This is a genomic window from Herbaspirillum sp. NPDC101396 (assembly GCF_044767365.1).
Taxonomy (GTDB): Bacteria; Pseudomonadota; Gammaproteobacteria; order Burkholderiales; family Burkholderiaceae_D; genus Herbaspirillum.
In genome coordinates this window covers 507,404-520,791 of sequence record NZ_JBIWNT010000002.1, presented here as the reverse complement: position 1 = coordinate 520,791, position 13,388 = coordinate 507,404, and the positions used below count along the sequence as shown (strand labels likewise).

Genomic DNA, 13,388 nt, shown 5'->3' with positions numbered 1-13,388 from the left:
ACAATAAAATGAACATGACATTCAACGAGAGCGACAACAAGGCCATGCGACTGGCCATCGAAGCATCAAGGGAAGCACTGGCCGACGGCGACATGCCGTTTGGCGCGACGCTGGTGTCGGCCCAGGGCGAGATCCTGCTGATCTCCGCCAACAACCAGAACAGCGCCGCCGATTGCACCGGCCACGCCGAGATGGTGCTGGTGCGCACCGCACAAAAGCAACTCGGCCTCGGCGCCCTGCGCGGCAGCACCGTCTACGCCAGCGGCGAACCCTGCGCCATGTGTTGCGGTGCGATGTTCTGGGGCGGCGTGCGGCGCGTGGTGTACGCAGCATCAACGGCACAGATCGCCGAAACCCTGGGCGGTCCGCTACTGCCGCTGCGCAGCGCCGAGGTGCTGGCGGACGCCACACCGGCAATGATCGTGGACGGGCCGTTGATGGGTGATGAAGCGTTTGCGGTGCTGCAGCGTTTTGTGCCGGATTGATGGCATCAACGCATCATTTCACGGCGGCAAATAATTTCCTTTTAAAAATATTTCCGTAAAACATGTCGTCGCTACAAGTGTAAATTTCATCCGCCTCGCTTCAGAAAACGGCAAGCCTGTCGTTACCGGGAATACCTTCTGCTCAGAATGTTGCCAAACGTGCTGTGCAGAAGACCAGTTTGATTAGCCCGTTGCCATGAATCGAGTACAGCCCATGAAGATGCCTGATATGTCGCCGCATGATTTTTATCAAGTGAACGCATCGCATGCATTCGGCCTGCTCGCTTCGTCGGCGGAGATCCGCTTCGAACGCCTGACGCGTTTGGCCAAGCGGCTGTTCAACGTGCCGGTGGCGTTCGTCAGCCTGGTGGAGGCGCATCGTCCGTGGCCGCTGCAGAAACACGACGACGGCCGGCATGCTTTCGCCGCCGCCGATCTGCTGGTGGTGCAGGACACCGTGCTGGACCAGCGCTTCCAGGGCAATCCTTTGCGCATGGGCGAGTCCCGCGTACGCTTTTACGCCGGCTGCCCGATCCGCGTCGGCAACGGCGACCAGCTCGGCACGCTGTGCCTGATCGACGACCAGCCGCGCGCCTTCGACGACGACGACCAGGCGCTGCTGCGCGATCTCGCCAAGATGGCCGAGCAGGAATTGTTCGCCATGGAACTCGCGACCATTGATGAACTTACCCGCATTCCCAACCGGCGCGGCTTCGAAGCCATGTCGGAGCAAGCCTTGAGTCTGTGCAAACGACTCGACAAGCCGGTCTCGCTGTTCTACTTCGACCTCGACCTGTTCAAGCAGATCAACGATCGTTTCGGCCACGCCGAAGGTGATCGCGCGCTGCAGGATTTCAGCGCGATCCTGTCGCGCAGCTTCCGCCAGTCCGACATCGTCGGACGGCTGGGCGGCGATGAATTCGCGGTGTTGCTGCCGAACACCGGCAAGCAGCAAGCCGAAGTCGCGCTGCGTTTCCTGGATAAAGCGGTGAAGCTGCACAACCGCAGCGCCAAACGCGCCTACAAGTTGTGCTACAGCGTCGGCCACATCGACAGCGACGCCACCACCTCGATCACTGAATTGATGCAACGCGCCGATGCGCGCATGTACGAAGACAAGAAGCAGCATGGCCATCATCGCAGCGGCAGCGGCGCCTTCGCCGCGCTGCTCGACATGCTGCTGCCGCTGCAGCGCAAATACCGCCACTGAGCGGCGCCTTCCCGGCTTTTCGACACGGGCTCGCCTTCTTGTATCATGTGCCATCTTCACTACCGGGGAGAGCTGCATGAATCTGGGCGTCACTGAGCCACTGCCGGAACCTGGCGCGCGCAAACCCGCCGCCGTCGCCAACCTCGCGATCGCTTTCATTCTGCTGGTGTGCGCCTTGTTCATCATCGTCGACCTGGTCCAGCTCGGCGTCGCACGCCGCGAACAGCTGGCCGACAGCAGCGTTGCGCTGACCAACGTGGCGCGCGCCATACGGCGCCACGCCGACGACACCTTCAAATCAGCGGACGTGTCGCTGATCAGCATGGTGAAGCTGGTGGAGAATCAGGGCTATACCCCCGCGGGCCGCGAACAGCTGGCCTCGCTGATGGGCCAGAGCGCCACCACGCTGGGCCAGGTCCATGCCTATTTCGCTTGCGACGAACGCGGCCGCCTGGTGATCGATTCGACCCCGCTGTATGCAGAGCTGGACGTCTCCGAGCGCGACTATTTTCGTTATCATCGCGACCACCCCACACGCGATGCGTATGTCGGCGCGCTCATCAAGAGCAGCACCACCAACACCTGGATCATCACTGTCTCGCGTCGCGTCAACCACGCCGACGGCAGCTTCGCGGGCGTCATCATGGCGGCGCTGGACCTGGAATATTTCCGCATGTTCTACGACACCTTTGACATCGGCAAGAAGGGCGTGATCTTCCTCGGCACCAACCCGGGCACGACGCTGGTGCGACGGCCGCTGTACGAAAAATACGTCGGCCGCAGCATGGTCGACCTGCCGATCTACCGCGACCATATCGCCCGGAACGCTTCCGGCCTGCTGACCATGAAATCGGCGGTGGACGGCGAAGTGCGCCTGACCGCCTACGAACATCTGCAACATTATCCGTTGTTCATTTTCGCGGCGCTGTCGCGCGATGAGGTGCTGGCCGGTTGGGTCAGCGACACCATCATGCACGCCTGCGGCATCGGCATCCTGGTGCTGACGCTGGCCTTTCTCGGCTGGCGGCTGGTGCGCCAGATCAGGCTGCGTGCGAAGACTGAAATCTCGCTGCGCGAAGCGCGCGATTCACTCAACGAGCTCAACGCCACCTTGCAGCGTCTGGCGCTCGAAGACGGCCTGACCGGCCTGGCCAATCGCCGCCATTTCGACCTGGCGCTGCAGGAAGAATTAAGCCGCGCCACGCGCAACGCCAGTTCGCTGGCGCTGATCCTGATCGACGTCGATCGCTTCAAGCAGTACAACGATTTGTACGGCCATGCGGCCGGCGATGAATGCCTGCGCCAGATCGGCCGGGCGGTGAAGGCGGTGCCGCGCCGCACCGGCGATCTGGCCGCGCGCTACGGCGGTGAAGAACTGGCGGTGCTGCTGCCCGGCGCCGACGTCGCCACGGCATTGCAGATCGCCGAGGAGCTGCGCGGCAAGATCGCCGCGCTCAATATCACGCACGCAGGCAATCCGATCGGCAACGTCACCGTCAGCGCCGGCATCGATGCGCTCACGCCGGCACGCGCAGGCGACCTGCCGGAGACGTTGATCCGGCAAGCCGACCTGGCCTTGTACCAGGCCAAGAACCTGGGTCGCAACCGCGTCTGCGTTGCGACCGAGCCTGCCTGAAAATAAGAATCGGGATTGACTGCACTGCCCGCATCCGCGCCGTGAAATAACGCAGCTGGATGCGGGTCAGTTACCCGGTACCGTTCAACTGCTACCGCGTTGCCGGACGGCTTAGCGCTTGAGCTGCGACAGGTCGCGCACTGCGCCGCGATCGGCGGAGGTGGTCAACGCGGCGTAAGCCTGCAGCGCCTGCGACACGACGCGTTCGCGGCCCAGCGGCTGCCATGCGTCACGACCGAGCGCTTCCATCTTGGCGCGGCGTTGCGCCAGGTCTTCGGCAGTCACGCGCAGGTTGATGGTGCGCGCCGGGATATCGATGTCGATCATGTCGCCTTCTTCCACCAGGCCGATGGCGCCGCCTTCGGCCGCTTCCGGTGAAGCGTGGCCGATCACCAGGCCGGACGAACCACCCGAGAAACGACCGTCGGTAAACAGCGCGCACGCCTTGCCGAGGCCCTTGGATTTGATGTACGACGTCGGGTACAGCATTTCCTGCATGCCCGGGCCGCCCTTGGGACCTTCATAACGAATGATGACGACGTCGCCGGCATGCACGGTGTCGCCGAGGATGGCTTCGACTGCGGCGTCCTGGCTCTCGAACACGCGCGCCTTGCCGGAGAACTTGAGGATGCTTTCATCCACGCCGGCGGTCTTCACGATGCAACCCTTTTCGGCGATGTTGCCGTACAGGACCGCCAGGCCGCCGTCCTTCGAATAGGCGTGCTCGATATCACGAATGCAACCTGCGCTGCGGTCGAGGTCGCCGTGCTCGTAACGCTCGGCCTGCGAGAACGCGGTCTGCGACGGCACGCCGCCCGGCGCTGCGCGGAACAGCTTGTGGACGGCCGCATCGCTGCTGATGCGGATGTCGTATTTTTCGATTGCTTCGCCCATGGTCTTGCTGTGCACGGTCGGCAGCGAGGTGTCGAGCAGACCGGCGCGCGCCAGTTCGCCCAGGATCGCGATGATGCCGCCGGCGCGATGCACGTCTTCGATGTGGAACTTGTCGGTCATCGGCGCGACCTTGCACAGGCATGGCACCTTGCGCGAGATGCGGTCGATGTCGGCCATGGTGAACTCGACCTGCGCTTCATGCGCGGCGGCCAGCAAGTGCAGCACGGTGTTGGTGGAGCCGCCCATCGAGACGTCCAGCGCCATGGCGTTTTCAAACGCCGCCTTGTTGGCGATGCTGCGCGGCAGGACCGAGTAGTCGTCCTGTTCGTAATGGCGCTTGGCCAGTTCGACGATCAGGCGTCCGGCGCCCAGGAACAGTTCCTTGCGGTCGGCGTGGGTGGCGACGATGGTGCCGTTGCCCGGCAGCGCCAGACCCAGCGCTTCGGCCAGGCAGTTCATCGAATTGGCGGTGAACATGCCCGAGCACGATCCGCAGGTAGGACAGGCGGAGCGTTCGATTTCGGCGACGTCAGCGTCCGACACGGTGCTGTCGCCGGCCTTGATCATGGCGTCGATCAGGTCCAGCTTGATGACCTTGCGGTCGTTGTTGACGACCTTGACCACCTTGCCGGCTTCCATCGGACCGCCGGAGACGAACACCACCGGAATGTTCAGCCGCATCGCCGCCATCAGCATGCCGGGCGTGATCTTGTCGCAGTTGGAGATGCACACCATGGCGTCGGCGCAGTGCGCATTGACCATGTATTCGACGGAGTCGGCGATCAGGTCGCGCGACGGCAGCGAGTACAGCATGCCGCCGTGGCCCATGGCGATGCCGTCATCGACGGCGATGGTGTTGAATTCCTTGGCGACGCCGCCGGATGCTTCGATCTCGCGCGCCACCAGTTGGCCCAGGTCCTTCAGATGCACGTGGCCCGGCACGAACTGGGTGAACGAGTTGACCACCGCGACGATCGGCTTGTCGAAGTCGCCGTCCTTCATGCCGGTGGCGCGCCACAAGGCGCGGGCGCCGGCCATGTTGCGGCCTTGGGTGGTGGTGCGGGAACGATAGACTGGCATGGTGGGTGTCTCCTCAGAATGCAGAGTGGAAATAGAAAGCGGATTGACGAATCAAGTGCGCAAGAGTGCCGCGTGCACAACAAGTTGTCCAATATATGATTTGGTGATCTGTAATTCGTATTGCATATTAAAGAAAGAGCGCCGTTGCACCCGCCCGCCGTAAAAAGGCCGCAACGGTCGCGAGGACGGTTGCGGCTTTTGCTGAAGCGGATGCAATCAGCGAGACAGGCGCCGAACCTTACTGGAAACAACTCCCTCGTGAGCGATGGCCAGGCGGCCACCTTCCAGACGCGGCACATCGACAGCGTTGAGCATCTTGCCGTCGATCTCGCCCACCACCACGCCGCCATGCGCCAGCTTGAACAGGCTGACTGCACGCGTCAGCGCCTCGGCCTGTTCCTGCAGCGAGCGCGCGGCGTTGGCGGCCTGCTCGACCAGTGCGGCGTTGTGCTGCGTGACTTCATCCATCTGCGTAATCGCGCCGCTGACCTGCACGATGCCGTGACGTTGCTCCTGGCTGGCGACGCTGATTTCCTCGACGATGCCGGTCACGCGCTTGACGCTGGCGACCACCTCATCCATGGTGCTGCCGGCCAGCTCGACCAGTTCGGTGCCGCTTTCGACCTTGTGCACGGAGTCGTCGATCAGCACTTTGATTTCCTTGGCGGCGGCGGCCGAGCGTTGCGCCAGGCTGCGGACTTCCGACGCCACCACGGCGAAGCCGCGCCCTTGTTCGCCGGCGCGCGCCGCCTCGACCGCGGCGTTCAACGCCAGGATATTGGTCTGGAAAGCGATGCCGTCGATCACGCTGATGATGTCGAAAATCTTGCGCGAGGAGGCGTTGATGGAACCCATGGTCTCGACCACCTGGCCGACCACGCTGCCGCCCTTTTCGGCCACCGTCGAGGCGGTCGCGCCAAGCTCGTTGGCCTGATGCGCGCTGTCGGCGTTGCGCTGCACGGTGGCGGTCAGTTCTTCCATGGCGGAAGCGGTTTCTTCGAGCGAGCCGGCCTGCTCTTCGGTGCGCGCCGAGAGGTCGGCGTTGCCCGAGGCGATCTGGCCGGAGGCCGCGGCGATGGTGTGCGCACCTTCGCGGATTTCACCTACGATGTGGGCCAGGTTATCGCGCATTTCCTTCATCGACGCCAGCAGGCTGGACTGGTCGCCGTCCTTGGTGCGGATCTCGATGGCGAGGTCGCCCTTGGCGATATGGTCGGCGATCTCGGCGGCGTAGTCAGGTTCGCCGCCGAGCTGGCGCAGCAGACCGCGCGTGATCAGCACCGCCACCGCGACGCCGATCAGCAACGCGGCGACGGTCATGCCCGCAATCCATGCGATGGAACGATCGAACAGACGGTCCGAATTCTTGCTGGCCTCGGCCACGGCTTGCTCGGTGGTCTTGATGAGGGCGCCCATGTCCTGCACGATCTGGCGACGCAGGGGGCTGCATTCCTTGACCAGGAATTCTCCGAACTCCTGCATCTGGCCGGCCTCGCGGTATTTGCGCGGGCGGTTCAGTTCTTCCGCCATCTTCAGCAGGCCGCTGCTGACCTTGTCGAAACCGGCATCGCCCTTCAAGGCCGGCGTCATTGTCTTGAGCGCGGCCAGGTAGATCGCTTTTTGCTCGTCGAGGATCGCCAGTTCCTTGGCCGCGTCGCCGTTGTCGGTGAAGATGAACGCATTGCGCGCCGCCAGCCCGGTCTGCGCCAACGCTTCGCGCGCGACGTACAGCGGCTGCAATTTCTCGGCCTGAACCTGGTCGCCGTACTGGACGGTGTCGAGGATAGCCTCAAGGCGCAACAGCGAAAAAATTGCCATGGCCGACAACATGAAAGCCAGCAGCCCGAATCCCAGGCCGAGGCGTACCCCTATTTTTTGTTTATGCAAAGCGCGCACGCTGATTCCCCATCAACAATCTGATTAATTGAAGTCCCAAGGATGAAGCGCAGGAATACGTGTTTATTCCCGGCAACAAAATCCAGAATTTTTGAGTATGCTTGGGTTGGAGCCGGAATAATCCAGCCTGCGTGTGAGACGTTACCGGGCGAAAAGTCTTTGCCGGCGCGGCACACGCGGGCATGACGATATCACAGGCGCACGCTGGTGCTTTGATTTATCGCAGCGACGCCGTGGCGAAGCGGAGACATAATGACGGCAGGAAAGATGAAGAAAAATCGACGAGGGGAAATCATGAAGAACAATATCATCCGCCGCAGCACGACAATACTGCTGACCTTACTGCTGCCGCTGGCCTTGCTGGGCGCCTGCGACCGCTCGGTTGACGAGAAGCTGAGCGCGCAGGCAAGCGCCGAAAAATCGCTGGGGATTTCGCCCACGCTGTTCGCCACCAAATTCAACCGCAGCGTGCGCGACGTGCTGGAGGACCGCAAGGACGACAACGCCGCGCGCATGGCGCCACTGTATGCGATCGACGTCACGCAATTGCACAAGGGCGGCGAGAAGCACACTTTCCAGACCCAGGTCGGACCGGCGCAAACCTCGCTGATCGGCAGCCTGGCCAAGGATGGCGACCTCAAGACCATCGGCGTCCTGCTGGCCAGCCGCACCGAAGGCGCGCGCGATGAATTCTTCCTGTGTGCAGAAACGGCGGCGCGCATCCTCACCGACGGCGACAAGGCCAAGCTGCCCGACCAGATCAAGCGCCTGGTCAACAACGCCATCAACAATCCCGGTCAGCGCATGACGATCGCCATCGGCCAGCGCCTATTGTCGGCGGAGATCATCAAGCAGGGATTGATGTTCGAGATCGAGCAGAGCCAATAAGAAGATTTTTATACGTCCAGCCTGATCAGGCGCGTCGATTTGGCGGTGCCGCCTGCCATCAGCTGCGTGATGCGGCCGTCGGCCACGGTCAGCTTGACCTTGATCACGCTCGGCGAGGGCGGCTGCATCAGGTAGCCCTGCTCGATGATGATTTCGCAATCCTTCACGCCGCCGTGGTCATGCAGGTAACAGGCCAGTGGTCCGGCTGCGGTGCCGGTGGCCGACTCTTCCGGGATGCCAAAGCGCGGTGAAAACATGCGCACGCCGGCATGGCGTCCGCTCACCGTGGTCATGTCCGAGTACACGTAGTAACCGATGACGTCGAGCTCGTTGCTGATCGCTTCAATCAGCAGCGAATCCGGACGCACAATCGAAACCGTCTGTTCATCCGGCAGGGGCACGATCAGGAAGGCGTTGCCGGTGTTCACCACGGTGGGCGCGAGATCGGCGTGCAACTGTCCTGGCGTGAGGCCGAGCGAGGTTGCAATACGCTCAACCAGTCCGGAGCCGGCATCCAACGTGCGGTATTGGGGCGCGCGCTGCTCCATGAACACCATCTCGCCGGCAATCAGGATATCGAGGTTGCCGTCGATCGACTCTTTGGAAAAATTGCCTTCGCCGATGATGCCCAGCTTGCGCAGCAAGGAGAAGGTGGCGATGGTGGCGTGGCCACAATGCGGGATCTGCCGCGTCGGTGTGAAGAATTCGAGCTTGACGGTGGCGCTCTGCGAGGACGACACGAAAGCGGTCTCGGACAAGCCGAGCTGGCGGGCGATGTGGAGTTTTTGTTCGGTAGTGAATGCATCGGCGTCGAGGACAACACCGGCAGGATTGCCGCCGGCTGCGCCATCGATGAAGGCGTTAACGATCTGTGCGTCGACCTGCAAAATGAATCCCCCGAAGTATTTGAGCCTCAGGGGATTCTAGCGCAACCACAAAATACTGCATGGCGACGATGCTTTGTTTCGCCAAATATGGGTTCCTGCGCGTGCTATTTCTCCGGGAACGGTTCGGTGAGGATGCCGGTCAGGCTTTGGACGCCATCGATATAGTTGCCCAGGCGCATGTTTTCGTTGGCGCTGTGCTGGTTGTTGTCGGCGTTCACCAGCGGCACGATCACGAACGGAATCTTCAGCGCGCCGACCATGGCGCCGGTCGGCACGGTGCCGCCCATCATGCGGATCTGCACCGGCTCCTTGCCGTAGGTCTTGACGAAGGCGCTGCGCAGCCATTTGCCGATCGGCGAGGCGAGATCGGTGCGCACCGCCATGCTGGACGCCGACACGCGGGCGTAATCGAATGAGGCCAGTTTCGGATAACGCGCACGCTCATCGTCGGTGGGCTGACCATGCACGAGGTGGAAGCCCTGCTTCTCGACATGCGCCTTCACCAGGCCGAGCAACACTTGCGGATCGGTTTCGGGCACGGTGCGCAGATCGAGTTCGGCAATGGCTTCGCCCGGCACGATGGTGCGCGCCTTGGCGCCGACGTCGGCAGCCTGCATGCCGCGCACGTTCAAGGTCGGGTATTGCATCGCTTCCTGATAGTTCTGTCCGACCTTCTCGGACTGGGCGATGCCGAGGCGCTTGCGCAGCGCGACTTCATCGTCGGGCACCGCGCGCATGACGCGACGCGATTCGTCGTCGAGCTTGACGGCATCGTAGTAGCCGGCGATCGTCACGCGGCCGTCGTCATCCTTCATTGACGCCAGCAGGCGCGCCATGGTCTGCGCCGGATTGGCGGCGTAGTTGCCGTAGTGGCCGCTGTGGCTGTCCTGACGCGGCCCGAACACCTTCAGCGTGGCCTGGGCGACGCCGCGATTGCCGAACACCAGCGTCGGCAGATTGCTGGCGTGCATCGGGCCGTCCAGCACCACCAGCAGGTCTGCCTTGAGCAATGCCTGGTTCTGGTCGATCACCTTGCCCAGCGACGGCGAGCCTTTTTCTTCTTCCGCATCGAGGATGATCTTGACGTTGACCGACGGCGTCACGCCGCTCGCCTTCAACGCATCAAAGGCAGCCAGCATCATCAGGATCGGCGCCTTGTCGTCAGCCGCCGCGCGACCGAACAAGCGCCATTCCGGATTCGGATTGGCGCCGTAGAGCTGCTCGATCGGCAGCGCTTCCCACTGCCCGGCGGCGTTGCGTTGCTTGAGCGTCGGCTTCCATGGGCTTTCCTGTTGCCACTCGGATGGCGTCACTGCCTGGCCGTCGAGGTGGGCATAGAACAGCACAGTGGTGGCGCCGGCCTTGTTACCCGGCAGCTCGGCGAACAGCATCGGCTTGCCGTCGTTGGCCAATTGCTGCGTGCGGAAACCGCGGCGTTTGAAGGCCTGCTCGAACCAGGCGGTGTTGCGCTGGATGTCGGCGGCGACGATGGAATCGTTGGGAATGGCGATGGCCTCGACCCATTCCCTGAACGTGCCCTTGGCGGCGGCAGAAGTTTGTGCGACGCCGACTTCAGCGGCTTGCAGCGACGCGGAGCACAGCATCGCTGCGGCGATACAGGCGGCAGAAAGTGAAAGGGACAGTGAGCGGCGGGACAGTTTTTTCACGGGATTTCCTCTTGGCAATGGATGCCACATCATACAGAAATCACCGCTCTCGCCGCATTGAAAATAATTCACGGATGCGCATCAACTATCGCTGCGCATCCGTGGTTCATGCCGACGTGTTCAGGCAGAGGTATCGATGATGCTGCCAATCGCCTTGAAGCCGTCCGACACTTCGTCTGCCACGGTATGTGCGGCGGATTTGACGGCATCGACCGCGGTGTCGACGGTATCGCTGATTTCATTGCCGACTTTGACGGCGGCGTTCTTGACGGGAGCAACGACGTTGTCGTAAATGGCGTTGCTGTAGGACGAGGTGACGGACGAGATGCTCATGGCTGACTCCTGCAGGTTGTTGATAATTCTTCTGCGTTCAGCATAGCCATTCGCTGCGCGGACCGGAACCCATGCAGACGTCATTCCAGGTAAAACCGTTTAAAGATTTGTAAACCTGAGCGCCATCGGGATCAAGGCGTGTTGATGAAACGCTCGATCATGCCCGCCGCCTTGTCGATGTTGAGCACGCCTTCCAGGTGACCGCCCGGCCCTTGCAGCAAATACAGCGTGCCGCGCCCGCCCAGCTTCTTGAAACGCTGCAGCGCCTCCGAAGACAGCTTGAGCGGGAACACCAGGTCGGTGGAACTCGGGATGAACAGGATCTTGGCCTTGATGCCTTTGACCTCCTCGTCGCTGAGGTGGTACAGCTGATTCGCTTTCGACATGTAGATGATGCTGTTGCCATCGGCGACTTTTGCGCGGGCACGGGCTCCGGCTTCCAGCGTCGCTTCGATCTTGAACTGGTTGCCCATGGCGGCGCCGGGCGGCTTGGCGGCATCGGCCGGAGCGTAGCCGAACGCGGCTTGCGCCCAGTCCCAGTGGCGCGTCTGCACCGTCACCACCTTGAGTGCAGCGGCCACGCCGTCGTCCGGATCGCCGCTGCCGTAGTAATCGCCCTGCCGCCATTTCGGATCGAGCCGCACCGGCAACGACCATACGTCAAGCAGGCCGATCACGTAAGGACTGATGTCAAAACCGGGACCGATGACGTGCACCACGCGCTTGACGAAATCGGGATACAGCGCAGCCCATTCCATCGCCTGGATCGAGCCGCCCGACGCGCCCATCGCCGCCACCAGCTGGCGCACGCCGAGCTTGTCGAGCAGTTGCTTGTGCACGCGCACCGAATCGCGCATCGACACCACCGGGAAGCTCATGCCATACGGCTTGCCGGTGGCGGGGTTGATCGACGCCGGACCGGTGGTGGTCACCATCGGATCCTTGGTGTTGATGTTGACCAGCGTGTCGGCGCTGATGACGAAATACTTGTCCGTGTCGATCGCCTTGCCGGGACCGATCAGGCTGTCCCAGTAACCGGGCGCGGCGTCGCTGTCCTTGTATTTGCCGGCGGCGTGCGAGGTGCCCGAATAGAAGTGCGCGACAAAGATGGCGTTGTCGCCGGTATCGTTGAGCTTGCCGTAGGTTTCATAGCCGACGCGCACGTTGCGGATTTCCTGGCCGCCGACGGTGGTGTAGGACGCCAGCGTGAAGACCTGTTTGGTCACCAGCGGCAACGGCGCCGCGCTGTGTTGCGCCGGCTGTGCCTGCTGCGGCGACGGCGATGGTTGTGACAGCGGCGGCTGCGGCTGCCGTGCCTGCAATTGCTGCGTCGAAAACGCGGCGCCGGACAACGCCGACAGTGCAATGAAGAACGTCAATGCGCAATACGCGCGGCGAACAGGGGTCATGAAGTCGTCTCCGGATTGTGTGAATGTGCGGGTCCGGCAATGCGGAGCAGCCACTTTACGACAAGCTCCGGCACGCTACAACCACCCATGTGTAAAAATACGGGCTTGCATTCATGCTTTCATTACGGAGACTTCCCTTGCCTATCGCCAAACTTCCCGACGTCGCCGGTCTTTTGCAACTGCACAACGCGCATGGCGACAGCGCCGTCATCAGCCTGTACGGCGCCCAATTGCTGTCATGGCAAACCGTCGACGGCTGCGAACATCTGTATTGCACGCCCGAGCCTTCGCTCAAAACCGGCGCGTCCATTCGCGGCGGCGTGCCGGTGTGCTTCCCGCAATTTTCCGGACGCGGCGCCTTGCCCAAGCACGGCCTGGTGCGCAATCTGGTCTGGCAGCTCGATGGGGATGTATTGAGCGGCGCCGACCAGGACGTCGCCTATGCACGCCTGTCGCTGTCGGACTCCGACGCCACGCGCGCCTTGTGGCCGCACAGTTTCGCCTTGCAGTTGCAGGTCGAGCTCGGCGCCGGCTGGGTCAGCGTTGCGCTCAACGTCACCAACACCGGCGACGGCGCCTTCGATTTCACCACCGCGCTGCACACCTATCTGGCCACACCCGACGTACGCAATGCCGGCGTCACGCAACTCGGCAACGTGCGCTTCACCGACACCACCGTCGGCAACGACGAAGCAATCCATGACGGCAGCGTGCTGCGCATCGCCGACGAAACCGACAACATCTATTGGGCGCCCCCGGCCGCGCTGGCACTGCAGCAGGACGGCAAGCCGTTCCTGCATCTCGAGCAGCAAGGTTTCGCCGACAGCGTGATCTGGAATCCGGGTCCGGCCAAGGCGGCCCAGCTCGGCGACATGCCGGCGCAGGACTGGACCCGCATGCTGTGCATCGAAGCGGCGCAGATCGAGCACCCGGTGCGCCTGTCGCCGCAGGCGACCTGGCGCGGTTTGCAGCGCCTCACACGCGCAGGTTGAGTTTGGTCCGG

11 protein-coding genes are annotated in these 13,388 nt (G+C 62.6%); 5 read left to right on the top strand and 6 right to left on the bottom strand.

Going from position 1 to position 13,388, the window contains the following annotated elements:
• Positions 1–8 precede the first annotated feature (8 nt).
• The 3 genes from ACIROY_RS07425 to ACIROY_RS07415 all read left to right on the top strand — a co-directional run bounded on the left by ACIROY_RS07425 (position 9) and on the right by ACIROY_RS07415 (position 3,331).
• Positions 9–485 carry a nucleoside deaminase gene (locus ACIROY_RS07425; RefSeq protein WP_402340915.1) on the top strand — a complete coding sequence of 159 codons (477 nt, stop codon included), beginning with the start codon at positions 9–11 and terminating at the stop codon, positions 483–485.
• A 214-nt stretch (positions 486–699) separates the two neighbouring features.
• On the top strand, positions 700–1,695 hold the full coding sequence (locus tag ACIROY_RS07420; RefSeq protein ID WP_402273988.1) for a sensor domain-containing diguanylate cyclase: 996 nt from the start codon (positions 700–702) through the stop codon (positions 1,693–1,695).
• A gap of 76 nt (positions 1,696–1,771) precedes the next feature.
• Positions 1,772–3,331 carry a diguanylate cyclase gene (locus ACIROY_RS07415; RefSeq protein ID WP_402340913.1) on the top strand — a complete coding sequence of 520 codons (1,560 nt, stop codon included), beginning with the start codon at positions 1,772–1,774 and terminating at the stop codon, positions 3,329–3,331.
• 111 nt (positions 3,332–3,442) lie between these two features.
• Here ACIROY_RS07415 and ilvD read toward each other — a convergent pair whose 3' ends face one another.
• Positions 3,443–5,305: a dihydroxy-acid dehydratase gene (ilvD, locus tag ACIROY_RS07410; RefSeq protein WP_402340910.1), complete on the bottom strand. Its 1,863-nt coding sequence runs from the start codon at positions 5,303–5,305 to the stop codon at positions 3,443–3,445.
• A gap of 216 nt (positions 5,306–5,521) precedes the next feature.
• Positions 5,522–7,201: a methyl-accepting chemotaxis protein gene (locus ACIROY_RS07405; protein ID WP_402340908.1), complete on the bottom strand. Its 1,680-nt coding sequence runs from the start codon at positions 7,199–7,201 to the stop codon at positions 5,522–5,524.
• Positions 7,202–7,495: 294 nt separating this feature from the next.
• On the opposite strand from ACIROY_RS07405, the gene ACIROY_RS07400 reads away from it, so the two are divergent.
• Positions 7,496–8,089: an aldehyde dehydrogenase gene (locus tag ACIROY_RS07400; protein WP_402273979.1), complete on the top strand. Its 594-nt coding sequence runs from the start codon at positions 7,496–7,498 to the stop codon at positions 8,087–8,089.
• 8 nt (positions 8,090–8,097) lie between these two features.
• Here the strand turns inward: ACIROY_RS07400 and ACIROY_RS07395 are convergent, their stop codons facing one another.
• From ACIROY_RS07395 to ACIROY_RS07380, 4 genes are all read right to left on the bottom strand, one after another.
• Entirely contained in the window at positions 8,098–8,976 is an 879-nt protein-coding gene (locus tag ACIROY_RS07395; RefSeq protein ID WP_402273976.1) for a PhzF family phenazine biosynthesis protein, read from the bottom strand.
• 104 nt (positions 8,977–9,080) lie between these two features.
• Positions 9,081–10,643, bottom strand: coding sequence for a M20/M25/M40 family metallo-hydrolase (locus tag ACIROY_RS07390; protein ID WP_402340905.1), 1,563 nt, complete (start codon positions 10,641–10,643; stop codon positions 9,081–9,083).
• Between the two features lie 120 nt (positions 10,644–10,763).
• The gene (locus tag ACIROY_RS07385) at positions 10,764–10,976 is read right to left on the bottom strand and encodes a protamine P1 domain containing protein (protein ID WP_402273970.1); all 213 of its coding nucleotides are present in this window, start codon (positions 10,974–10,976) and stop codon (positions 10,764–10,766) included.
• A 131-nt stretch (positions 10,977–11,107) separates the two neighbouring features.
• Positions 11,108–12,385: a homoserine O-acetyltransferase gene (locus ACIROY_RS07380; RefSeq protein ID WP_402340903.1), complete on the bottom strand. Its 1,278-nt coding sequence runs from the start codon at positions 12,383–12,385 to the stop codon at positions 11,108–11,110.
• Between the two features lie 137 nt (positions 12,386–12,522).
• On the opposite strand from ACIROY_RS07380, the gene ACIROY_RS07375 reads away from it, so the two are divergent.
• Positions 12,523–13,377 (top strand): D-hexose-6-phosphate mutarotase, encoded by an 855-nt coding sequence (locus ACIROY_RS07375; protein ID WP_402340900.1) that lies wholly within the window; start codon positions 12,523–12,525, stop codon positions 13,375–13,377.
• The last annotated feature ends 11 nt before the right edge of the window (positions 13,378–13,388 follow it).